This window comes from Methylophaga lonarensis MPL, from assembly GCF_000349205.1.
Taxonomy (GTDB): Bacteria; Pseudomonadota; Gammaproteobacteria; order Nitrosococcales; family Methylophagaceae; genus Methylophaga; species Methylophaga lonarensis.
This window is the reverse complement of the sequence record NZ_APHR01000009.1, coordinates 1-21,515: the sequence shown is the minus strand read 5'-3', so window position 1 is coordinate 21,515 and position 21,515 is coordinate 1. Positions and strand designations below refer to the sequence as shown.

Here is a 21,515-nt window from a genome sequence, read left to right as displayed (position 1 = left end):
CTTAATCACTGCAAAGCACTTGAACTATCTGCAGTCATCGGCGCACATTTTTTCAATTGCCACAGCGGGCCGTCATTATCTCCCGGCAATTCATCGGTAACGGCAAAGCCCAACTCAAGCGCAACCGCCAAATCAGCCTGATCAATCGCAAACACATTGATATTGCCATCACCGGCACCACACATCGCAATAAACTGCATACCGGTCATCACACCGCAAGCCGCGGTATAAACTTCAATATCCTGATTGTTTAATTCGGCCAGCATCTGACCAAGTGAATAACCTGAACCCGGTTCGCACTGCACACTTCCCGTGCTTTTGAAGATTTCGACCGTATGCTTACCCGGAATCGTCAGGTTTTCAGAAGCGAGCTCCGCATCATCCGTACAAGCCGCCAAAAACAACAAAAACGGCAAAAATAGCTGCGTTTTGTTGAAAAAAGGATAGGATTTGCGCATCAATGCCCCCCAAATGATCGTCGGCTATCAATCGACCTTAACTATAGCAGTGTTATTAGTAAATATGGATATGAAGGCAGCCAAATTAACTGAGCTCCTCGGATAGCCAACCGCATAAGCATGCTCAAACCTGAGAACAAGTCTACGAGAGGATTCAACCTCAAGATAAATCGGAGAATGGTCAGATGGTTATTTTAACTGGGAATCAGAGCCTCGCTACCCAGAGTATTCGTTGACAAGAAGTCCAGGCCAAATTTTTTCATCACGCCATTAGATCAGCGATGATTCTCAGATTGTGGGGTCTTGCTAAAGGCCTGATTTCGCTGCTCTATGAGACCAGCCACCATGATTCCAATCTCATAAAGAATCCACATGGGTATCGCCAACAAAAACTGCGACATTATGTCTGGAGGCGTGACGATGGCACCGAGAACAAAAGCACCAACAATTACATAGGCACGAGCTTCACGCAAAGCATTCACACTGACCACACCAAGTCTAACCAGCAGTACTACGACAACAGGGGTTTCAAATGCCAGACCGAAAGCAATAAAAAGCGTCAGTGCAAAATCAAGGTATCGCCCAATGTCTGTCATCATCGCCACGCCTTCCGGGGTGGTACTGCTGATAAAACCAAACACCACTGGGAACACCAAGAAATAGGCAAAAGCTATCCCACAAAACAGGAGAAGTACGCTAGACAGCACAAGTGGAATTAACAGCCGCCTTTCGCTATCGTGCAGGCCAGGCGCTACAAATGCCCAAAGCTGATAAATGGTGTAAGGTGATGACAACAAAAATGCCACCAGCAAGACCGCCTTCATCGGAATAAAAAACGGTGTTGTGACTTCCGTAGCAATCATCTGTCCACCGACTGGCAGGCTCAGCAATAGTGGCTCTGCCAACAGTCGGTATATGTCATTGGCAAAGGGTAAAAGCAGGATTGTCAGTGCTAACATGCCTACGATACTTCGCAGCAACCTGTCTCGCAGCTCCAACAAATGTGACAAAAAACTATTCTCAGAGCTCAATCTTTAACCCCTTCAACGTTTAAAGTCTCATGGCTCTGAGACGCCGGGGATGCTTGTTTGACAGCCTCAATGAGTGCTTGATCTGGCCGACGAATCACCTCCTCGACCGGCTGCATTCCACGACGTAACTCATCATTCAGTTGCAACTCTTGCTGTTGCAACTCTAACTGCAAACGTTTTAAGTCTTCACTTCGCAATTCCGCATCGATATCAGACTTAATATCATTGGCGAATCGTCGCACTCGACCCATCATCAATCCTGCTCCACGAGCAACTTTTGGAAGCTTGTCAGGGCCGATGACAACGAGTGCCACGGTAAAAATCACCATCAACTCTGGGAACGCTATGTTAAACATTGGAATGAATTAACGTTCGCGCGGCTCTGCAGATGATGTCTGCGATGCTGCATGTTTAGTCTGGCTCAATTCTGGAGTGGCTGAATCATCTTTCACTGCGTCTTTGAAATTTTTGATCGCTACGCCCGCATCACCGCCCAGGTTACGCAATTTTTTTGTGCCAAATACCAACGCCACAACAACCAAAACGATGACCCAGTGCCAGAGACTCATTGCTCCCATTATTCATTTCTCCAAGTGTTTTAAATCACATTTAAACAACGCTTTGAGCGTGGTTTTCGATCAGATATTTATTGTGCGTGAGCGCTGTAAAGTCTCATTGGGGCACTCACCAAACAGTTCCCGGTAGTAACGTGAAAAAAGGCTCATGTGCCAGAAGCCCCACTTAGCAGCAACATCAGCAATGGTTGTGACTTGAAATGCAGAGGACTGTAACTCTTCTCTTATCCGCTGCAAGCGCACATTTCGAATGTAAGCGACAGGAGTAATCCCCAATACCCGGGTGAACGCATGATTGAGAGTACGCCTGCTGATGTTCAGCGCTCTGCATAGATCACCTATCGAGAGCATCTGATCCTGGTTCATCAACGTAAGCTCGCGTACTCGATTAACAATATGTCGGTGTATCCGGTGTTCATTGTTTCGAATGGGATTTTCACTGACCTGCATGAGTGATTGCATGACTGCATCAAGCAAATCATCTTCAAGGTGCCGCCAGATTTTCAATGCTTGTTCAGAACTGTTGATATCCATGATGTGTTGTGCACCGCCAATCAAAATGTTGCACAACCTATCAGCAAGTTCTGGTTTGATCGTCTCTACAGGTTTGACTTTGCTCATCAACTTGCTGAGATCAACTCGCTCAACTTTTTCGGCATAAGCCTCCAAGCGATCCGCAGCAATGACCGTTGCCGTTATTTCAGACAAATGCGACGTCCGAAACATCAGCTCGGTATTTTTGTCCAGCGTGATCAGGCTATCTCGACTCAGCGGCTGCAATCCCCACGAGGCGGTGCCTTCGATAATCGTTGGCAAGCCAACAACATAACTGTTGGCAGGTGCACTTGCGATTTCATCAACAGCACGATTCATCGTTTCACGGAACAACTGCACACCGTGGCAACTGACACTGGTCACAGCACCCGAAAATTCACCTTTATCGAGCTGTGTGTACTCCTGAGACCAAAATGGCAATGCTTCGGCCTGGGCCAACACATCATCTGAGGTAAGCTGAACTACGTGTATAGGCTCGCTATGAACAGGCCCCACATACAAGGGTTCTCTAAAACTCATTTCTCTCTCCTCTCACAGTTTTCTTAGGTTCTAGTGACCTGACACCATTAATAGTGTGCTATCGAAAACTCGCCTGAGAGCGACTTGTCCCCTGCCTGCACAGAGTGACATTCAGCCCCAGGCTCCACCCTAACCATAATCAAAATTGCCCCTGAGTGATAGCAACAATCGGCAACATTATGCTGCTTGCCATGCGCCGCCCATGCATGCCGATTATTGCTATTGGCTTTGATGCTCGTTGTTCTATGTTTAGCCGGTATCGAGACCAATAGCAGCTGTCTGTATTTCAGTGTGACTAGATGACTTCATCATAGTCCCTGATGCTGAACATATTGAGAACGTCAACATACCGTTCGACTCATCTCGATCCATTTAAATCACAACAATGGCTACCCGCCACCACCTCATCAGGAGAACAACTCATGCAACTAAGAAAGTTATCAGCCTTGTGTTTTGCCGCAGCCATCACCCTGGCCAGCAACGCTGCCCTCGCCTGGCAGAGTGAAGATGGCCAGCATGCAGTCAAGGCCAATGCCCTCCTAGGCAGTGACTATGTATTTCGTGGTGTATCACAAACTGAAAACAAACCCGCCATTCAAGGTGGCGTTGACTACGAACATGTCACCGGCTTCTATGTCGGTACATGGGCTTCTAATGTCAACTTTGGTAACGAAAATGATGCCAGCATTGAGATGAACATCTATGGGGGGCTTGCCAATGAATTCGGTAACACAGGCATTCGCTATGACCTTGGCGTTGTACGCTATATTTACTCTGGTGAGAGCAGTCTCAATTTCAATGAACTATACGGCTCACTCGGCTACAGCTTTTTCACATTCGCTGTTGCTCACTCTAATGACATATTCAACACAGGTGAGCGTGGCACCTATTACAACCTTGCCTTTGACTATGAGCTGCCAATGGGCGTTGCCTTCACTGCTGCCTATGGTTATTCACGCTTCAACAACAAGGTCAACGGCCCAGGCGAGCCAAACAGTTACAAGGACTACCTTATTGGTGTCTCCAAAGAATTTGTTGGCCTTGACTGGGCACTGAACTGGACCACCACCGACAGCGATGGCAAAAAGCTTTTCGACAGTCGTTATGCCGACAACCGATTTACCTTCAGCGTCAGTAAAAACTTTTAGATTACCAATGCCGCCCTATAAGCAGCAGGGCGGTACCTCCTCAAAGCACTCACTATTTCTCAAGTCAAGCCCTCGCTAAAACGGGCGATAGCAAAAATTGGCAACATCTGCCAAGCAACTGACATCACTGCCGATTCTTGCTACTGCAGCACACAAGACCCGACTTATATTCGTAATCGCTTCCACAGCAAAAACTAACAATAGGCCAACTGGCCGGAAGGAGAAATTATGAGTGTAGAGATTGGATCAGGCGCTTATCACCAAGCGCCCAACAATAGTTCGCAGTTTACCTGCGTGCCTGATGCCCTGAGCTTTTCTGAATCACGTTCAATTGGTGCACGCGTAGTCATGATGATCGCGGCACTAGCTCTCGGTATCGCTGGTGGCAACATGCTATCACTGACCAGCACCACTGGCAGCCCATTGACAGCAATGTTTATCGTCTTTGCTCTGGCAGGTGGTTTTCTGTCGACTTGGTCACCTTGCGGCTACTCCAGCCTGAGCTTGTTGCGCCCAGCTGGACGTTATTCCTTTGGCTCAGTTGCTCGCTGGACCCCCACTTTCATCACACACGCACTGGGTTACGCCCTAGGTGCCGTGGTGCTCGGTGGCGTATTAGGTATCGCAGGTTGGATGCTGCTCAGCGGCTTCAACTTTAATTACATGGCCGTTGGCCTAGCTGTTCTTGCGCTCGGTTATGGGGCTCATCAGTTTGGTTTTTTGAAAATGCCTTATCCGCAACGTCGGGCTCAGGTGCCTCATGATGCCCGCTTCCGTTTCCGTTCATCGGTGATCGGTCTGTTGTACGGCTATGCGCTGGGCATGAACTACCTGACCTATGTACAAACCCCGATCCTATACATCGTCACTGGCGTCGCATTGATCAGCGCCGACATTACCACGGCCATTGCCGTGATCGCCGTCTTCAACATCGGTCGCTGCTTGCCAGTTGCCGTGAACTTCTTGCCTATCAGCAATCAATCAGTTCAAAGCTGGCTGGCTAAATGGCAGGAGCGCGCTGTTGAAGTAGATGGGTTTCTGTTGCTGTCGTTTGGTTCCGCCGCACTGGTGCTGTTGGCACTTTAACACCCGACCGTACCCATTTTTTCAATTAAATCAATAACAACTCATAGACAAGAAGTTTGGAGGAGACATGAGAATATTCCAACATTATTTTAGAAACGGTCGATCAGCAATCGCTGGAAAAATTGCTATCGCAACATTACTGGCTGCATCACAACCAGTCCTCGCTGGAGGAGCTGTTCCATCACAGCTTGGTTCTGAGGCTACAGTGCAGCTAATGGATGAACCTACAATTCTGACCGCACCACCCAGTGATGCCAAACGAGTGTATGTTCTGGACCCCGGCGCATTTCACATGACCTCTCAAATCTTCACTATTGATGGTAATAACAGTGAACTTCTGGGAATGACCGATGCCGGCAAACTGCCTCATGTATTACTCGGCGACAATGGTAATTTCATGGCAGTGCCAAGTACTGTTTATAACCGTATCGCAAGAGGCATAAGGGATGACTATATCGAAGTATTCGATACACGCACATTGAATGTTATTGCAGATATCGACATCCCAGAGGGGCGTTTCCTGACAGCTGTTATGGAGCATATGGCAACGCTAAGCACTGATGACAAGCATCTGTTATTCCAGCAGTTCTCACCCTCTCCGGCAATAGGTCTGGTGGATTTGGAGCAGCAGAAATTTGTGAAAATGATGCCTATTCCAGATTGCTATCACCTTTTCCCTGCGCCAAACCAGAATGTGTTCATGCATTGCCGTGATGGCTCAATGTTGCAAATCAGTTATGACAATGAGGGCAATACGCAACAAAAACCAACCAAAGTCTTCCATCCAGAAGACGATTATCTATTCAACAATCCAGCCTACTCTCGCAAGTCAGGTCGTCTTGTCTGGCCATCAACCAATGGCAAGATTTTTCAGGCGAACCTGTCTGAATCAGGCGCTGAGTTCCTGAAAACCATCGAAGTCTTCAGCGACCAGCAGAAAGCTGACAAATGGCGTCCAGGCGGCTGGCAACCGGTTGCATATCATGATGATCGCAATGAAATTTATCTGCTGGCAGATCAACGAGCTGAATGGACTCACAAGCTGCCCAGCCGATATGTTTTTGTAATTGACGCGGCATCGGGCAAACAGTTGCGTCGCTTGGAGCTTGGTCACGAAATTACCGGTATCGGTGTGAGCCAGGATGACAAACCGTACTTGTTTGCTGTGTCTGCAGATGATGCCACTCTCTACACCTTTGATGCTGTGACGGGCAAAGAACTGAGTTCGATTGATGAACTTGGCCGTGCACCATCAATGGTGTTCCTGCCACGGGAGTAAATGAGTCATGGGTACTTTTATGACTAATCCTGCGGTTGTGTTGCTTGCCTCGTTGTTTCTGGCACTGGTTCTGGCAACCGCAGCTATTCCTAAACTGCGTCGCCCGGATGAGTTCACCGGCGTTATCGCCAACTATCGGTTGCTGCCATCGTTCCTGGTTGCGCCATTTGCCAGACTGCTGCCGATTGTGGAGCTGGTCTGTGCAGTGGCACTGCTGGTACCGGCGACACGTGAACCGGCAGCTTGGTTGGCAGCGGGTCTATTTGTGATGTTCGCAACTGCACTGGCTATCAACGTCGGTCGGGGTCGGACTCACATCGACTGTGGCTGTGTTCGACGTCCGACCAGCATGAGCAGAATCGGCATGTTCCATGTACTGCGTGCTTTAGGACTGGCCGGTATCAGCCTCTATGCCGCATCGGTACCCATGTCACTAGCCAGCTTGAGTGCTGCTGCCATGGTCATGGGGCTTGCCTCAGCCACGATGTTGATCATGCTCTATCTCGCAGCTGACATCATGGTTGGCCTGCCAGATAGCCATGCTCACAAACACTAAGACTTATTAAAGGAAAATCCTATGACTATTGAATTTATCATTGCCTCCAATGTGTTGCTATGGGCTGCTTTTCTGGCTCTAGCGGCATTAATGCTAGGCGTGATTCGCCAAGTTGGCCTGCTGCATGAACGGTCCGCTCCACTGGGGGCCATGATGGTGGACAAAGGCCCGGATGTCGGTGAACGCTCACCGGTATTCAATGCCAAGACATTCCAAGATGATGAACCGCTGTTGATTGGTCGCGCACTCACCCCTGGTCGTGCCAGTCTGTTGATGTTTACAGGTCCATCCTGCCCAATTTGCGCCAAGCTGCTACCGATCATTCGTTCAGTCGCTGCTGCAGAGGGAGCGGATGTAGTACTGATTAGTGATGGCACGGCCGCTGAACACCGTCAATTCCTGCGCGATCACCCACTGAAGGATGAACGCTATGTGGTATCGCCAGAAATTGGCATGCGCTACCAGGTATCCAAAGTGCCATACGGTGTTCTCCTTGATGCCGATGGTGTCATCAAAGGCAAAGGTCTTTGTAATACTCGTGAACACGTGGAAAGCCTGTTTGAAACCATTCGCCTTGGTCAGCCATCACTGCAGAAATACCTGAGCAGTAATACAGCCAACGCCAAGGAAGTGACCGTCGGTGAACATGTTCACTAAGACACGGCAGCTATCAAAAGAATCATTCGGAGAAGGGAAATGAACAAACAAAACAAATTTGACTCAACCATCGAAAAAATAGCACGGACTACCGCGAACAAAACCGGCCGCCGTGGCTTTATCGGCAAACTCGGTGGATTTCTTGTCGGCGCGACACTACTGCCATTATTACCCGTAGATCGTCGTGGTCGTCTGAAAGATGCCCATGCCGCGACAACTGGCACCATGGACAGAAGCGGATTCAAACCTCAGGATCACGATACACAAGCCTGTGACTACTGGCGTCATTGTTCCATCGACGGCAACCTTTGTGATTGCTGCGGCGGTACCTTGACCTCATGTCCTCCCGGCACCAGCCTGTCGCCCAGCTCCTGGGTGGCCAGCTGTTACAACCCGGGTGACGATCAAACCTACCTGATTGCTTATCGCGACTGCTGTGGCAAGCAAACCTGTGGCCGTTGTAGCTGTTTGAACACCGAAGGCGAACTGCCGGTATATCGCCCAGAGTTTTCAAACGACATCGTCTGGTGTTTCGGTGCAGACAACGACGATATGACCTATCACTGCACCATTTCGCCGGTGGTTGGTAAAGCCAGCTAAGGCGTTTCAGGGAGGCTGATTTCAGATGCGATTGGTTAATTTGTTACTGGGTTTTTGTGTTCTGATACCCCTGCACACAAGCCAGGCTGACACGGTAGCTAACCGCGCTGATTTTCAGCGTCCCGGGGCAATTCCGGCGCCACCTGACAATCCTCTGACCGAGGACAAGGTGGCGCTCGGAAAAACCCTGTTCTTTGACCCGCGCTTATCGCGGGATGGCAGCATGTCCTGTGCGACCTGCCATGCACCCGACCATCGCTGGAGCGATGGCCGTATCATTCCGCTGGGCTCGGAACAGGTTGAAAATGCCCGGCGAACCCCAACCGTCATGAACAGTGCCTGGCTCAGCGCACTGATGTGGGATGGCCGTGCCAGCTCGTTGGAGCAACAGGCGACACTGCCCATTACCACACCACATGAAATGAATTTTGATATGGACGAGCTGGTTGAACGCCTCAATGGCATCGACGGCTATCGTTCACTGTTTCTGAAAGCCTTTGCCGATGAACAAGTCAGCAAAGTCGGCATTGCCAAGGCATTGGCCAGCTTTCAACGCACGCTGATTTCGCCCCGAGCGCCGTTCGACGACTGGGTCGATGGCGACGATACAGCGATCAGCTTTGCAGCCCAGCGTGGCTTTAGCATTTTCACCGGCAAGGCGCAGTGCATTGCCTGTCATTCCTCCTGGCGCTTTACCGATGACAGTTTCCACGACATCGGTCTGGACAGCCCGGATCTGGGGCGCGGTAACTGGGTACCCGCGGTGGTCACCCTGATGCAGCATGCCTTCAAGACACCGACACTGCGCGACCTGCCGGAAAACGGTCCGTTTATGCACAATGGTTCGATGCACAGCCTCGAACAGGTGATTGAGCACTATGAACAGGGCGGGCAGCAACGGGCCAGCCTGTCCCATGAAATGCAGGCCTTCGAGCTCAATGAGGCCGAACGCAAAGCATTGATTGCCTTTCTGAAAACCCTGGATGGTGGCCCCTTAACGATAACAGCCCCTGACTTACCGGAGTAGCCATGTATCGCCAACAGACCTCCAACAAATCCCGCAAGCCCAATGTGAACGTCCAAAGACGACCGGTCATGGATGCGATCAACATCAGCTGGTGGCTATGGGCGGCCAGCCTGCTGATCATTGTTGCGGTCAGCGGCTGGTCAACGGTATCCGCCAACGAATCCGAGCCAAGGGCTCATGAAATCTTTTTATTTGAGCATGACTTCGAACGCTGGGAGTTCAGTGCACAGCCACTGGATCGCATCGACATCATCAACAAATCGAACATTTCCCATGCCATCTACATTACCTATCCCGATGGCACGGTCATTAACCTTGATGTGCAGATCCCCGGTGCCACCTTGAGCTGGCAAGTGCCCTATGCTGGTGAATTTGTGCTGCGCTGCTGGATTCACCCGATCATCAGCGCCACGCTGGTGGTTGACGAGCCTATCGTGCTGTCAGACACAAAGGCCGGCCGGAGATGAGCCATGAAATCACCACAGCCAAACTCGGTCGAACCGCCTGAGCCACAACGCCGACAACTATTCCGGCAACTGTTTCGTTATGCCGGTGTAGCACTGGTTGGCAGCGCCATTGGCCATGCGCTGATCCGCTCGCGGCCTCTGCGTTCGGCAGAAATCCTCCGGCCACCCGGCGCCCTGGTAGAAGCCCGGTTTGATGCCACTTGCGTCCGCTGTGGTTTATGTGTCGAGGACTGTCCCTTTGATATTCTGCAGCTGGCCAGCTGGGCCGATCCGGCCCCGACCGGCACACCGTTTTTTGTTGCACGAGAAGAACCCTGCCGGATGTGTGTCGACATTCCCTGTGCCCGCGCCTGTCCAACCGGGGCGCTCAGTCCGTTGCTGACTGATATTCGCAAGGCTGATATGGGTGTGGCGGTGCTGGTAGATCATGAGAACTGCCTGAATTACAAAGGCATGACCTGCAGCATCTGTGTCCGGGTGTGTCCGATCCGTGAAGAAGCCATCACATTGAAACCCATCCGCAGTGAACGCGGCCTGCTGCAAATTCCCACGGTCATGCCAGACAGTTGCACCGGCTGCGGCACCTGTGAGAAACATTGTGTGTTGTCGGAAGCGGCCATCCGGGTGTTGCCACGGCATCTGGGGCTGGGCGTCTCCGGCACCAACGCAGTCGGTCGCAAAGCACTGTGACGGCAGTATTCAGACAAGCCGGCCTGGCCCTGTACCGGCGACGCTGGTTACTGAGCCGGCGCAGTGTCCAGCTGTTCATTCTGCTGGCGTTTATCAACCAACTGCCCGCCATCGGCCAGATTGCTCAGGGTAACCTGGCATCGAGCCTGTGGTTTGACACACTGCCGCTCAGCGATCCGTTTATTGTGTTGCAATCACTGTTGGCCGGCTCATCACCGGCCGTGACTGCCATGATTGGTGCGGCGCTGGTGGCCGGCTTTTATATGCTGTTTGGTGGTCGTATTTACTGTAGCTGGGTTTGCCCGATCAATATGTTGACCGACGCCGCACACTGGCTGCGACACAAGCTCAATATCAAAGGCAATATGACCCTGTCACGCGAACTGCGCAAAGCCGTGTTGCTGCTGGCGTTGCTGTTGTCACTGCTGACCGGCAGCCTCGCCTGGGAAATTATCAACCCCATCACCCTGCTGCAACGCGAGCTGATCTGGGGCTCGGCTGCTGGCACAACACTGTTGCTGTCATTGTTCCTGTTTGATTTGCTGGTATCACGCAGAGGCTGGTGTGGTCATCTGTGCCCGGTGGGTGCTTTTTATGGTGTGCTGGGTAAATTTGGACGGCTGCGGGTCACGGCCACACAGGCTGACAGCTGCAAAGGCGCGGGCTGTTCTGCCTGCGTCAAGGTCTGTCCTGAACCTCATGTCTTGGCACCGGTGGTATCCGGCAAGCAACAGCGCGTGACCGCCAGCGACTGCACCCGCTGTGGTGCCTGTCTGGATCAATGCGCCACGGGGGCACTGTCGATGCAACTGGATTTGGGAGAAGCAAGGAAATTCAAGGGAATACCGGTGGTCAGCCGGCGGGATAAACCATAGTGCCCAAGGCCTGACGGCGATCCCCTCCGCCAAACCTTGAGGCCTATTGAGCGAACTAGTCAGCCAGTGTCAGGCTGCCACGCATCATGGCCGAATGGCCAGGGAATGAGCAGAAGTAGGTATAACTCTCATCCTTGCTCAGTAACGCAGTCTCAAAAGTAACCGAAGCCGATTCGCCTCCACCAATGATTGGTGTCGCCGCGATGATACGGCTGTCATCCTGTGGCAGGAAATCATTGGCAATACCTGCCGACGCACCGGCTCTAGCCACATCAGTGGTGTCGGCATTACGAGTCAGCACCCAGTTGTGACCCATGCCGGTTTTTGGCAAACGACCATTGTGTTGCAAAGTCACAGTAAATGACTCACAGCTGGCCGGCACCACGATTGAGCGGGTGTCAAAAGACATCGAATCAGCACTGCCGATGGTAAACTCACAGCTATCAGCCACAGCCATTGCAGGGAAAAAAACAACAGCCAACGGCAACAGGAAACGAATGCGCATATAAACTCCAATATATTTATTTAAGGCAAATAGATTGTAGACCTGCGGCCAGACAGCCCAGTAGCAAGAATCGGCACTATCGGATCGAGTTCAAACAGCGCAAGTCTGCTGGTATCGATTGGAAACAAGGTAAGGAAGCGGAGTTTATGCTGACCAGCCTACGGTTAGATGCCGCTGAGCGCGTCATACTTCTGCAGACTGAAGTTTTTGAATATTTTACTGAAACAGCCTTCCACCTGTCGCATTAAAATTTGCTGAGCTTATAAAGGGGCTATATCCAAATAGTCAACCCAACTATGAGGTCATGAGCGCATTACTCGAGCATCGCGATATTGCGATTCTCCGGCAATATTTTTATTACGATGAAGCCGCAGACAGCTTTATTATTCTTCAGACTTTACCGCCATGACCTCTTCTAGCCCAAGCCCAGTCAGATCATGAATGCTACGCCACAGGTAATACAGTATGCCCAGCGTCATGATCATTGATGGTAGTGCGATCATAGGGTAGCTATATAAAGTCAATTGACCTAGCTGTTCATTAAATTCATTCGTTCCCGCCGGGCTAGTCACTATCCAGGTGGCGAGTATGTAATTCATCATCGCTGAAAAAGCGAAAGAGCCGGCAACTAAAAAGTTGGCTCTCATCAAACGAGCTTCAAACATCTGACTGCTGTTGGCTTCGTCCAACTTCTGTTGAATTTTTTCAACATCCAAAACAGCAGGATTAAAAAGCAGGGTTCTCACCAGCGGATATGGCGTGAAACTGGTGATCAGCACGACAAGACCAATAATTCCGGGAATAGCCGCTTCTTTGATCGCCAGCCATTTTGTATCGAGCTCAAGCAAGCCTATGCCACCAGTCAGCAGAATACTCACCACCCCCAACAGCGCGATAAAATTAAATTTTCTATACTTGACCAGCCCATACAGGCCCCAGCCGAGCGGAAAAGCCAGCGCAACTACCAGGCCACCGGCCGCGCCCAAATGCTGATCACCACTGAACTTCATCAAGATAATTGAAGGCAGCACAATACTCAGCAACAAGTCGAGTAACGGGTTTGAATTTTGATTAGCTACAGTGTTCATATGTATGTGATTTCAATAACAGCGGTCAGGCTAGCTTGCCATGACTTTATGACGTTATTCACCCATGCTCAAAATTGCTTTTGAACCGGTGGGCTTCCTATCATGCTCCAAACCTCTGACAACTAAGGTCCCATGCATGTTCTGTGGTGATCCTAAACAGGAACTTCCCATGATCATAAATCGCCATCAGTGGCGGTAAGACAATGATTTTCCAGTTATTGTAATACAGTCTGCGTACGAAAGCCTGCTCCAGACTCAGGCAGTGGAACATAATAGCCTGACTATCTGCTGATTTTTCATCCCATCAGAGCACTTTATGATTGAGCGCCCTCGGCAGATTGCAAAAACAATGAACTTCTAATGACGCTTGAACTGGTTAGCATTGGAAATCTTTTCTAGTGCTGATGAATCTCATCTGACTGTTCGTTCTTATTACCAGAAATATCAGATTAAAAATCACTCGTCGTGTTTGGCTGGACAGCGATGCAGTCTTACTTGAAAAGATTGCCTACACAGCTCAAAAACAAAAAAGCCTCAGCGCTAAAATAAACGCTAAGGCTTTGATTTTATTGGTGGGCCCACCTGGACTCGAACCAGGGACCAAGGGATTATGAGTCCCCTGCTCTAACCAACTGAGCTATAGGCCCGATTTGTGATCAGCTATCTGAATCGAGGAAGCTTCTTAATTGGTCTGAGCGTGAAGGATGACGCAGTTTACGAAGCGCTTTTGCTTCAATCTGACGAATCCGTTCACGGGTGACGTCGAATTGTTTACCGACTTCTTCAAGGGTGTGGTCGGTATTCATATCGATACCAAAACGCATACGCAGCACCTTGGCTTCACGCTCGGTCAGGCCATTCAGTACGCCTTGTGTTGCCTCACGCAGCCCTTCGATGATGGCTGAATCTGCTGGCGACATCACGTTGACGTCTTCAACAAAGTCGCCCAGATGTGAATCTTCGTCATCACCGATAGGCGTTTCCATTGAGATAGGCTCTTTGGAAATTTTCAGCACTTTGCGAACTTTGTCTTCTGGCATTTCAACACGTTCTGCCAGTTCTTCTGGTGTCGGTTCACGACCCATTTCCTGCAACATTTGTCTGGCGACACGATTGAGTTTGTTGATGGTTTCAATCATGTGGACAGGAATACGGATAGTCCGCGCCTGGTCAGCGATAGAACGGGTAATCGCTTGTCGGATCCACCATGTCGCATAGGTTGAGAACTTGTAACCACGCTGATATTCGAATTTATCAACCGCTTTCATCAGGCCAATATTGCCTTCCTGAATCAGGTCGAGGAATTGCAGACCACGGTTGGTGTATTTTTTGGCAATCGAGATAACCAGACGCAAGTTGGCCTCGACCATTTCTTTTTTGGCGCGACGAGCTTTGGCTTCGGCAATCGACATCTGACGGCTGATTTCCTTGATCTCAGCAATGCTCAGCCCGCGCTCATCAGCAATTTCTGCCAGACGAGTTTGTGCATTGATGATGGTATCAAGGTGCTTTTTGATGGTCGATGAATAGTGCTTTTTGGCTCGAACGTGCTTGTCGGTCCAGTCGAGATTGCTTTCATTACCTTGGAATGAGTCGATGAAATCGCGGCGGTTCATACCCGCCTGTTCGACCACGATGTCCATGATAATTTTTTCCTGCTGACGGATATCCATGATTGTATCTGTCATCAGGTCGTTAAGTGTTGCCAGCGCTTTGGGTGCCAGCTTGAACTCCATGAACAGGTTACTGGCCAGCTCACGCGCTTCAACCATGGCATCGCCATCGCTGTTTAAGATGTTTTTGTATGCTTCATTCAGGGCTGCAAAGCGGACTCGCGCCTCTTCGATATCGATTTCACCTGAGTCATCATCATCACTGACACCGCCAACGTCATCATCGTCATCATCTTCGTCGTCGCTGACATCATCGTCATTATCATCCTGAGGCTCATCGTCGTCAGATTCCGCGATCAGTTCTTCGGGCATGACAAAACCACGAACAACTTCATTGATGCGAAGCTCTTCGGCTTCAACAGCATCAAACATTTCCAGGAAGGTTTTAATACAAGGCGGATAGGTAGACAGCATCTGCAGGCTTTCGCGCAGACCGGCTTCAATCCGTTTTGCAATGACAATCTCGCCTTCGCGAGTCAATAGCTCGACAGAGCCCATTTCGCGCATGTACATACGCACTGGGTCAGTGGTACGACCGAACTCACCGTCGGAACTTGCCAGAACAGCGGCGGCTTCTTCGTCTGAAACTTCGTCATTGGAGGCGGCAGCTTCTGCCAGTCGCTCCATTTCGTCGGTATCCATGCCATCTTCGTGGACCATGATGCCCAGATCGCTGAACATACTGACGATATCTTCAACCTGATCGGCATCCACCAAATCTTCTGGAAGATGGTCATTGATCTCGCCGTAAGTGAGGTAACCACGTTCTTTACCTAAGGCAATTAGCTCTTTAACGCGTGATTGTTGATCTTTCATTCGAGCCCTTTAAAACGTCATGACGACTAACAGACGGTAACATTGTATTATAACCAAGCACTAGTCTGAATGCATCATTTTTATCTGTAAAACATTTACTTGAATGACCTCACTTCCTGTTTTTCAGCGTCTGTTAACTCACTGAAAGGTTTGCTGGTCAGGTATTTCAATCGTTCTGCTGCGGCCTGCTTGGACAGCCGTTCAAGGATACCTTTCAACTCATGTTGCAATGCATCCTCAGACAACGCCAATGGCTCTACAGCCAATCGCCTCAGATGAGCGGCATGCTCGGTATCTCGCCAGCGTTCCATCAACGCTGCAGTTGTTAGATGGGGGTGCTCGTGTAAAGTTTCAAGCAGTGCTATCAGCACATTGACGCCCGCTATGTCGAGATTCTTCAGTGAAGACAAGTCTTTCGCTTGTTCTGCCAGCTTGGGATACTGCAAAAGAATCGTCACAGCCATTCGCACCGGTGAGTAGCTTGTGGTTTTCTTGCTGGCTGAGACTGTTTTTCTGCCTGAAGGCGGCTGACTGGCGGGATCTATGTGCTTATTCAGGGTGGCAACCGTTGTTTTTGCCAGCTCAGCCAGGCGCTGCTCAATCATATCGCGGTAGACGCCGCCGGGAATTTGTTTCAGGTGTGGTTTTGCCAGCTCAATCATGCGGGCCCGACCATCAATTGAGTTGGCATCCACCTGCGCCAGCAATTGATTAAAGAAAAAGTCAGAAAAACTCTGTGCATTTTCAATCAGTTGGTTGAAAGCATCCGCCCCCTGCGAATTGACGAGACTATCCGGGTCCTCGCCATCTGGCAAAAAACAGAACTTGAGTTCATGGTTTCCACCCAGCAAAGGCAGGGCATTTTCGGCTGCCCGCCATGCGGCATCTCGACCGGCGCGATCACCATCAAAACAAAAGACAACCTCAGGTGCAGCTCTCAGCAATTTTCTGAGATGGTCTGCGGTAGTCGCAGTCCCCAATGTGGCAACCGCGTTATTAACGCCGTGCTGGGCCAGTGCAACCACATCCATATAGCCCTCAACGATAACCACGCGTTGCAAACGACGATTGCTTTTGCGTGCACGAAACAAGCCGTAAAGCTCGGTGCCTTTGTGAAATATCGGTGTTTCCGGCGAGTTGAGGTATTTGGGTGTATCTTCCGGATCAATGACACGGCCACCAAAGCCAATCACCCGGCCACGATGATCGCGAATCGGAAACATCAGTCGTTTACGAAAACGGTCGTAAACACGGCCTTTTTCATTATCAATCAGCAGCCCGCCCTGCAATAGCTGCTGTTGCATCTGCTGATTGCCGCCAAAGGTGCGCAACACATTATCCCAGCCGTCAGGGGCCATACCGATATCAAATTGATCGATAGTCTGTGAACTGAGACCACGCTGCTTCAGGTAATCAACAAAAACCTGTCGTTGTGGGTGATTAAGCAATTGATGCTTGTAATACTGACTGACTTTTTCCATCAGGTCGTAAAGACTCTGAGTCGCCGGATTCTGTTTCACCTGCTGACTCGCGGGCACTTGCATGCCGACCATATCTGCAAGTTCCTGAACGGCTTCAGGAAAGCTCAGGTGGTCATACTCCATTAGAAAGCCGACCGCTGTTCCGTGGGCGCCACAACCAAAGCAGTGATAAAACTGTTTGTCAGGGCTTACCGTAAAGGAGGGGGTTTTTTCGTTGTGAAAAGGGCAGCAGGCATGCAGGTTTTTGCCGGCCTTTTTGAGCGGTACCCGCGCGTCGATGACATCAACGATGTCAACTCGAGCCAGGAGCTCGTCAATAAACTGTGGAGGAATATGACCGGCCATAGCGCAATTATGGCCTATGAATGATGCAGGAAACTACTGAATGTTGCCAAACCAAGCAGGCATTCAGTTTTCAACCGTTGAGCGCTGACTTGACCTGATTACTGACAAGGCTCATATCAGCTCGCCCTTGCATTTGCGGGCGAAGGATATTCATCACAGCCCCCATATCACGAACGCTGCTGGCACCGACTTGCTCAATGGCATTTTGAACCGCTTGCTGAATTTCTGCCTCGTCCATCTGGGCAGGCAGAAATTCTTCAATAATAACAAGCTCGGCACGTTCAATAGACGCAAGGTCTTCACGGCCGGCCTTCTCATATTGCTCAAGCGCTTCTTTGCGCTGTTTGCCCATCTTGGTCAAGATGGCGATAACGTCGTCATCGGACAGATCAGCTCGATTATCCACTTCTGCCTGCTTGATCGCGGCCGTAATCTGTCGCAAGGCACCCAGTCGGTCCTTGGCTTTGGCGCGCATGGCATCCTTGACATCGTCCTGAATGCGAGTTTTGAGCGGGCTAGCTTCTTGAGGCATGAGAAGGCGGGGAGTGCTAGTGTCTTAGTAGAGGCGAACGCGGCTAGCGTTTTCGCGAGCCAGTTTCTTCTGATGACGTTTTACTGCAGCTGCAGCAGCGCGTTTGCGCACAGTAGTTGGTTTTTCGTAAGCTTCACGGGCACGTGCTTCAGCAACGGTTCCAGCTTTCTCACAGGCACGTTTAAAGCGGCGCAGCGCCACGTCAAATGGTTCGTTTTCTTTTACTCGTACAGCAGGCATTAAAGTTTTCCTAAATTCAGAAGTGAATGAAAAGCCCTTAATTGTACGAAATATCCACGATAAAGCAAATAGTAGAATTACATTATGTTGCGATAAAGGCATAATAATCAGTCAAAAATCTGGAGAAAAGCTCATCAATGCGTGTTTTAGGCATCGAATCATCCTGTGACGAAACCGGAATTGCCATCTACGACACTGACAAAGGACTGTTAGCACATGCCTTATTCAGTCAGATTGAAATGCATGCTGAGTACGGCGGTGTTGTGCCGGAGCTGGCCTCCAGAGATCACATCCGAAAAGCACTGCCACTGATTGAAGACGTGCTCCAACAAGCCGGATTACAAAAATCTGACCTTGATGCCGTAGCCTACACCGCAGGACCCGGCTTGGTTGGCGCGCTACTGGTTGGCGCGGCGATTGGTCAAAGTCTGGCATGGGCACTTAATATTCCGGCGATTCCGATAAATCACATGGAAGGCCATTTGCTTTCACCTCTGCTTGAGGACAATGCGCCTGATTTTCCATTTGTTTCGCTGCTGGTCTCGGGGGGGCACACGCTGTTGGTTGATGTTCAGGCTGTTGGGCAGTACCAATTATTGGGTGAATCAATCGATGATGCGGTTGGCGAAGCTTTTGACAAAACCGCCAAAATGCTTGGTCTTGGCTATCCGGGCGGCCCTGCGCTTGCCAAGCTGGCCGAGCAGGGTAGAGCCAACCAGTATGTATTTCCACGGCCGATGACTAACCGACCCGGACTTGATTTCAGTTTCAGTGGTTTAAAAACCTTTGCCTTAAATTCCTGGCATGACAGTGATCGAAGCGACCAAGCCAGAGCAGATATTGCGCTTGCCTTTGAAACAGCGGCGGTTGATACACTGCTTATCAAATGTCGGCGAGCCATGAAGCAAACCGGGCATAAGCGACTGGTCGTGGCCGGTGGTGTCAGCGCCAACACCGCTCTGCGAGCAGCTCTGGATAACTTGCCCGGTATCACGGTTTATTACCCACGCCTGGCATTTTGTAGCGATAACGGCGCCATGATTGCCTTTGCCGGAGCGATGCGTCAGGCGGAATTCAAACTCAAAACCGCTCCAGGATTTGATGTGCGCTCGCGCTGGCCGCTGGATGAACTCAACACACCGGCAAGCCTGACTTAACCGGCTTTTTTCTCCTGTCCGGCCAGCAGACGCTGAATATTGGCTTTATGCCGCCAGAGCAACATCACGGCAATCAGTAATACCACATATCGGGCCAAGGCTTCTGGCAACAACCACAGACTGTAAACCGGTGCCATGATCGCAGCGCTGATCGCCGACAAAGAAGAGATTCGGCTGATTGCAAACACGATGACCCAGGTCAGCAATGCCAATAGCGCCAGCATCGGTGCAAGCGCCAAGAACGCTCCCAGCGCCGTAGCCACCCCCTTGCCGCCCTTGAACTGAAAAAACACCGGGTAAAGATGTCCGGTAAATGCCAGCAAGGCAATGATGGCAAGCTCATTGAACTCGAGCCCAAAAACTCTCCCTATCAGAACCGGGATCACCCCTTTCAGCACATCTATGACTAGTACCAAGGCAGCCAACTTGCGACTGCCCATGCGCAGCACATTGGTCGCACCGGGATTGCCGGAGCCTTGTGTGCGCGGATCCGGTAAACCGGCGAGCTTACACAGTACAACCGCACTGGATAATGAACCAATCAGATAAGCCGCCAACATTAGCAGCAAGGGTAAAACGGCAGTTTCAGGCATGGTATGATGACCTTTTGTTTTTGCGACATTATAAGGGGCCAACAGCCTCTTGCCATCTTTCTGGTCACCGTTGAGTTGTCACAACAGCGCTGCCCCAGAAGGACCAACAGTTCCAAAGGCGGTTATGGACAAAATTTTTCTCACAGATTTAAAAGTCGACACCATCATCGGCATTTACGAATGGGAACGAAACACCCTGCAGACGCTGCAATTTGATCTGGAATTTGATTGGGATATTCAAACGGCCGCTGCCAGCGACGATATCAAAGACACACTTGATTACGGCGCGGTTGCCGAAGTGCTGGTCAATTTTGTTCAAGAGAGTCGTTATCAGTTGATAGAGACACTCGCCGATCCGTATGCCGTTTGTTGCTGGAGCGCTTTCCTATCGGCGTTATCACGCTGTCTTTGACCAAACCGGTCAAACTGCACGGTCAAAACTTTGCCAGAATTCAAATCACCCGGCATGCCAGATGAGTAAATCCAGAAAGGGCTTTCTATTGGGGCTCGGTTGTAATATCGCGCCAGAGTCCAATATGGCCCACATGGTCAAGGCGCTGTTACAGCATTTTGACCAGCTATCGCTGAGCAGTGTAGTGCTGATTCCACCGGTAGGCATGAATAGTCATCGGGACTTTCTCAATGCCGTCGCTTTTCTGGAAACCGAAATGGATGCAGGCAGCCTTAAAAGTCTGACCAACCAGATTGAAATTGAATTAGGCCGGCAACGTCATGACCCCGACAGCAAAATCAAGGATCGTCCTGCGGATATCGATATTCTGGCGGCCATGAATTTGCCGGAAGACCTCAGCCTGGCTCCCACCAGCATTACCGATGAATATTTTCTCTATCCGTTGATTGAACAGCTGATCAACTATCTCTCAACAGACAATCCAGCCACCTCAGATCGCCATCCTCTCAGCCGTCAGTTGACGATAGACGATCTATCTTTTGGAGAGTCGCCGACCACCATCTACCGCAATGGAAACACCGGTCAGAAACGGGTTGGTTAGCAAACTCTTTACCGCCAGAAAAACCGGCTCAGCACCACCTTCAACTGCCAGCGGCGTTTCGGACATCATCTGTTGCCGAACCTCTTGTGAATGGCTTTCTGTAAACAACACCGGCCCTGGGGCCACCGCATTCACCTTAATATCCGGCGCAAATTTCTTCGCCTGCGCCAGCGTCAGATTGTGCAAACCGGCTTTGGTAGTGCCGTAAATATCAAATCGTGGCGTCGGATTTTCTACGTTGATATCGGTGATGTGCACAATATCGGCCGGGGCACCGTTTTCTCCGCGCATGCGGTCCCGTAACGCCTCATTGACAATAAACGGCGCCATCATGTGCACATAGAAAAACTGGTGATATTGCTGAGCAGCCTCAACCAGATCATCCGAGGTCGGGGTAAAACTGGAAGCATTGTGAATAATCGCGCGAACCGTGTGGCAACGAGATTTCAAAGCCTCGGCAAACTGCATGATTGAATGACTATCTGCCAGATCGGCTTGAATAGTTTCAATGCCCGCAATTCTTCAAGCCTTTTGGACAATTCCGGGGTG

The 21,515-nt window shown here is 50.4% G+C and carries 26 protein-coding genes and 1 tRNA gene; 13 read left to right on the top strand and 14 right to left on the bottom strand.

The annotated features are described in order from the left end of the window. Window positions 1–5: 5 nt before the first annotated feature. The 5 genes from MPL1_RS13175 to MPL1_RS01875 all read right to left on the bottom strand — a co-directional run bounded on the left by MPL1_RS13175 (window position 6) and on the right by MPL1_RS01875 (window position 3,138). Window positions 6–458, bottom strand: a complete 453-nt coding sequence (locus MPL1_RS13175) for a hypothetical protein (protein ID WP_009725438.1) — start codon at window positions 456–458, stop codon at window positions 6–8. 275 nt (window positions 459–733) lie between these two features. Next, window positions 734–1,468: a twin-arginine translocase subunit TatC gene (tatC, locus tag MPL1_RS01890; RefSeq protein ID WP_327036628.1), complete on the bottom strand. Its 735-nt coding sequence runs from the start codon at window positions 1,466–1,468 to the stop codon at window positions 734–736. A gap of 17 nt (window positions 1,469–1,485) precedes the next feature. Then, complete coding sequence (gene tatB, locus MPL1_RS01885) at window positions 1,486–1,845, bottom strand: Sec-independent protein translocase protein TatB (protein WP_083859189.1); 360 nt, start codon at window positions 1,843–1,845, stop codon at window positions 1,486–1,488. A gap of 9 nt (window positions 1,846–1,854) precedes the next feature. Next, the gene (tatA, locus tag MPL1_RS01880; RefSeq protein WP_009725435.1) at window positions 1,855–2,067 is read right to left on the bottom strand and encodes a Sec-independent protein translocase subunit TatA; all 213 of its coding nucleotides are present in this window, start codon (window positions 2,065–2,067) and stop codon (window positions 1,855–1,857) included. A gap of 60 nt (window positions 2,068–2,127) precedes the next feature. Further along, window positions 2,128–3,138 (bottom strand): helix-turn-helix domain-containing protein, encoded by a 1,011-nt coding sequence (locus MPL1_RS01875; protein WP_009725434.1) that lies wholly within the window; start codon window positions 3,136–3,138, stop codon window positions 2,128–2,130. Between the two features lie 422 nt (window positions 3,139–3,560). Here MPL1_RS01875 and MPL1_RS01870 point away from each other — a divergent pair, with 422 nt between their 5' ends. From MPL1_RS01870 to napH, 10 genes are all read left to right on the top strand, one after another. Further along, the gene (locus MPL1_RS01870) at window positions 3,561–4,286 is read left to right on the top strand and encodes a TorF family putative porin (protein WP_009725433.1); all 726 of its coding nucleotides are present in this window, start codon (window positions 3,561–3,563) and stop codon (window positions 4,284–4,286) included. 228 nt (window positions 4,287–4,514) lie between these two features. After that, window positions 4,515–5,372, top strand: a complete 858-nt coding sequence (locus MPL1_RS01865; protein WP_009725432.1) for a hypothetical protein — start codon at window positions 4,515–4,517, stop codon at window positions 5,370–5,372. A 214-nt stretch (window positions 5,373–5,586) separates the two neighbouring features. Continuing rightward, entirely contained in the window at window positions 5,587–6,651 is a 1,065-nt protein-coding gene (gene mauB / locus MPL1_RS01860) for a methylamine dehydrogenase (amicyanin) large subunit (protein WP_235045503.1), read from the top strand. Between the two features lie 19 nt (window positions 6,652–6,670). After that, on the top strand, window positions 6,671–7,207 hold the full coding sequence (locus MPL1_RS01855; protein ID WP_235045502.1) for a MauE/DoxX family redox-associated membrane protein: 537 nt from the start codon (window positions 6,671–6,673) through the stop codon (window positions 7,205–7,207). Window positions 7,208–7,228: 21 nt separating this feature from the next. Next, window positions 7,229–7,864: a methylamine dehydrogenase accessory protein MauD gene (mauD, locus tag MPL1_RS01850; protein ID WP_009725429.1), complete on the top strand. Its 636-nt coding sequence runs from the start codon at window positions 7,229–7,231 to the stop codon at window positions 7,862–7,864. A 39-nt stretch (window positions 7,865–7,903) separates the two neighbouring features. Further along, on the top strand, window positions 7,904–8,464 hold the full coding sequence (gene mauA / locus MPL1_RS01845) for a methylamine dehydrogenase (amicyanin) small subunit (RefSeq protein WP_009725428.1): 561 nt from the start codon (window positions 7,904–7,906) through the stop codon (window positions 8,462–8,464). Between the two features lie 25 nt (window positions 8,465–8,489). Continuing rightward, complete coding sequence (gene mauG / locus MPL1_RS01840; protein ID WP_009725427.1) at window positions 8,490–9,491, top strand: tryptophan tryptophylquinone biosynthesis enzyme MauG; 1,002 nt, start codon at window positions 8,490–8,492, stop codon at window positions 9,489–9,491. A gap of 2 nt (window positions 9,492–9,493) precedes the next feature. Next, complete coding sequence (locus tag MPL1_RS01835) at window positions 9,494–9,958, top strand: cupredoxin domain-containing protein (protein ID WP_009725426.1); 465 nt, start codon at window positions 9,494–9,496, stop codon at window positions 9,956–9,958. Between the two features lie 3 nt (window positions 9,959–9,961). Further along, window positions 9,962–10,648, top strand: coding sequence for a ferredoxin-type protein NapG (gene napG / locus MPL1_RS01830; RefSeq protein ID WP_009725425.1), 687 nt, complete (start codon window positions 9,962–9,964; stop codon window positions 10,646–10,648). Further along, the gene (napH, locus tag MPL1_RS01825; protein WP_009725424.1) at window positions 10,645–11,523 is read left to right on the top strand and encodes a quinol dehydrogenase ferredoxin subunit NapH; all 879 of its coding nucleotides are present in this window, start codon (window positions 10,645–10,647) and stop codon (window positions 11,521–11,523) included. Before napG ends, napH begins: the two co-directional genes overlap by 4 nt. 55 nt (window positions 11,524–11,578) lie before the next feature. Here the strand turns inward: napH and azu are convergent, their stop codons facing one another. From azu to rpsU, 7 genes are all read right to left on the bottom strand, one after another. Beyond that, window positions 11,579–12,028, bottom strand: a complete 450-nt coding sequence (azu, locus tag MPL1_RS01820; RefSeq protein WP_009725423.1) for an azurin — start codon at window positions 12,026–12,028, stop codon at window positions 11,579–11,581. 383 nt (window positions 12,029–12,411) lie between these two features. After that, window positions 12,412–13,116, bottom strand: a complete 705-nt coding sequence (locus tag MPL1_RS01815; protein WP_009725422.1) for a VC0807 family protein — start codon at window positions 13,114–13,116, stop codon at window positions 12,412–12,414. Window positions 13,117–13,686: 570 nt separating this feature from the next. After that, window positions 13,687–13,763, bottom strand: a tRNA-Ile gene (locus tag MPL1_RS01810). 9 nt (window positions 13,764–13,772) lie between these two features. Next, complete coding sequence (rpoD, locus tag MPL1_RS01805) at window positions 13,773–15,605, bottom strand: RNA polymerase sigma factor RpoD (RefSeq protein ID WP_009725421.1); 1,833 nt, start codon at window positions 15,603–15,605, stop codon at window positions 13,773–13,775. 95 nt (window positions 15,606–15,700) lie between these two features. Beyond that, window positions 15,701–17,431, bottom strand: coding sequence for a DNA primase (gene dnaG, locus MPL1_RS01800; protein ID WP_009725420.1), 1,731 nt, complete (start codon window positions 17,429–17,431; stop codon window positions 15,701–15,703). Between the two features lie 70 nt (window positions 17,432–17,501). Then, window positions 17,502–17,963 (bottom strand): GatB/YqeY domain-containing protein, encoded by a 462-nt coding sequence (locus MPL1_RS01795; protein WP_009725419.1) that lies wholly within the window; start codon window positions 17,961–17,963, stop codon window positions 17,502–17,504. Between the two features lie 24 nt (window positions 17,964–17,987). Continuing rightward, a complete protein-coding gene (rpsU, locus tag MPL1_RS01790) occupies window positions 17,988–18,203 on the bottom strand; it encodes a 30S ribosomal protein S21 (protein WP_009725418.1) in 216 nt (71 codons plus the stop codon). 137 nt (window positions 18,204–18,340) lie between these two features. Between rpsU and tsaD the strand changes: the two genes are divergently transcribed. Then, on the top strand, window positions 18,341–19,360 hold the full coding sequence (gene tsaD, locus MPL1_RS01785) for a tRNA (adenosine(37)-N6)-threonylcarbamoyltransferase complex transferase subunit TsaD (protein ID WP_009725417.1): 1,020 nt from the start codon (window positions 18,341–18,343) through the stop codon (window positions 19,358–19,360). Here tsaD and plsY read toward each other — a convergent pair. Further along, window positions 19,357–19,953, bottom strand: coding sequence for a glycerol-3-phosphate 1-O-acyltransferase PlsY (plsY, locus tag MPL1_RS01780; protein WP_009725416.1), 597 nt, complete (start codon window positions 19,951–19,953; stop codon window positions 19,357–19,359). The two genes, tsaD and plsY, sit on opposite strands and share 4 nt — an antisense overlap. A gap of 124 nt (window positions 19,954–20,077) precedes the next feature. On the opposite strand from plsY, the gene MPL1_RS01775 reads away from it, so the two are divergent. After that, window positions 20,078–20,365: a dihydroneopterin aldolase gene (locus MPL1_RS01775; protein ID WP_009725415.1), complete on the top strand. Its 288-nt coding sequence runs from the start codon at window positions 20,078–20,080 to the stop codon at window positions 20,363–20,365. Between the two features lie 61 nt (window positions 20,366–20,426). Then, a complete protein-coding gene (gene folK / locus MPL1_RS01770) occupies window positions 20,427–20,966 on the top strand; it encodes a 2-amino-4-hydroxy-6-hydroxymethyldihydropteridine diphosphokinase (protein ID WP_051056964.1) in 540 nt (179 codons plus the stop codon). On the opposite strand, the gene MPL1_RS01765 is transcribed toward folK, so the two are convergent. Beyond that, complete coding sequence (locus MPL1_RS01765) at window positions 20,898–21,467, bottom strand: SDR family oxidoreductase (RefSeq protein ID WP_268743741.1); 570 nt, start codon at window positions 21,465–21,467, stop codon at window positions 20,898–20,900. The two genes, folK and MPL1_RS01765, sit on opposite strands and share 69 nt — an antisense overlap. Between the last annotated feature and the right edge of the window lie 48 nt (window positions 21,468–21,515).

Bases quoted from the DNA above. Each gene is read 5' to 3' on its own strand.
- MPL1_RS13175 (WP_009725438.1), bottom strand. From the start codon at position 458: ATGCGCAAATCCTATCCTTTTTTCAACAAAACGCAGCTATTTTTGCCG.
- tatB (WP_083859189.1), bottom strand. From the start codon at position 1,845: ATGTTTAACATAGCGTTCCCAGAGTTGATGGTGATTTTTACCGTGGCA.
- tatA (WP_009725435.1), bottom strand. From the start codon at position 2,067: ATGGGAGCAATGAGTCTCTGGCACTGGGTCATCGTTTTGGTTGTTGTG.
- MPL1_RS01875 (WP_009725434.1), bottom strand. From the start codon at position 3,138: ATGAGTTTTAGAGAACCCTTGTATGTGGGGCCTGTTCATAGCGAGCCT.
- MPL1_RS01870 (WP_009725433.1), top strand. From the start codon at position 3,561: ATGCAACTAAGAAAGTTATCAGCCTTGTGTTTTGCCGCAGCCATCACC.
- MPL1_RS01865 (WP_009725432.1), top strand. From the start codon at position 4,515: ATGAGTGTAGAGATTGGATCAGGCGCTTATCACCAAGCGCCCAACAAT.
- mauB (WP_235045503.1), top strand. From the start codon at position 5,587: ATGGATGAACCTACAATTCTGACCGCACCACCCAGTGATGCCAAACGA.
- MPL1_RS01855 (WP_235045502.1), top strand. From the start codon at position 6,671: ATGACTAATCCTGCGGTTGTGTTGCTTGCCTCGTTGTTTCTGGCACTG.
- mauD (WP_009725429.1), top strand. From the start codon at position 7,229: ATGACTATTGAATTTATCATTGCCTCCAATGTGTTGCTATGGGCTGCT.
- mauA (WP_009725428.1), top strand. From the start codon at position 7,904: ATGAACAAACAAAACAAATTTGACTCAACCATCGAAAAAATAGCACGG.
- mauG (WP_009725427.1), top strand. From the start codon at position 8,490: ATGCGATTGGTTAATTTGTTACTGGGTTTTTGTGTTCTGATACCCCTG.
- MPL1_RS01835 (WP_009725426.1), top strand. From the start codon at position 9,494: ATGTATCGCCAACAGACCTCCAACAAATCCCGCAAGCCCAATGTGAAC.
- napG (WP_009725425.1), top strand. From the start codon at position 9,962: ATGAAATCACCACAGCCAAACTCGGTCGAACCGCCTGAGCCACAACGC.
- azu (WP_009725423.1), bottom strand. From the start codon at position 12,028: ATGCGCATTCGTTTCCTGTTGCCGTTGGCTGTTGTTTTTTTCCCTGCA.
- MPL1_RS01815 (WP_009725422.1), bottom strand. From the start codon at position 13,116: ATGAACACTGTAGCTAATCAAAATTCAAACCCGTTACTCGACTTGTTG.
- rpoD (WP_009725421.1), bottom strand. From the start codon at position 15,605: ATGAAAGATCAACAATCACGCGTTAAAGAGCTAATTGCCTTAGGTAAA.
- dnaG (WP_009725420.1), bottom strand. From the start codon at position 17,431: ATGGCCGGTCATATTCCTCCACAGTTTATTGACGAGCTCCTGGCTCGA.
- MPL1_RS01795 (WP_009725419.1), bottom strand. From the start codon at position 17,963: ATGCCTCAAGAAGCTAGCCCGCTCAAAACTCGCATTCAGGACGATGTC.
- rpsU (WP_009725418.1), bottom strand. From the start codon at position 18,203: ATGCCTGCTGTACGAGTAAAAGAAAACGAACCATTTGACGTGGCGCTG.
- tsaD (WP_009725417.1), top strand. From the start codon at position 18,341: ATGCGTGTTTTAGGCATCGAATCATCCTGTGACGAAACCGGAATTGCC.
- plsY (WP_009725416.1), bottom strand. From the start codon at position 19,953: ATGCCTGAAACTGCCGTTTTACCCTTGCTGCTAATGTTGGCGGCTTAT.
- MPL1_RS01775 (WP_009725415.1), top strand. From the start codon at position 20,078: ATGGACAAAATTTTTCTCACAGATTTAAAAGTCGACACCATCATCGGC.
- folK (WP_051056964.1), top strand. From the start codon at position 20,427: ATGAGTAAATCCAGAAAGGGCTTTCTATTGGGGCTCGGTTGTAATATC.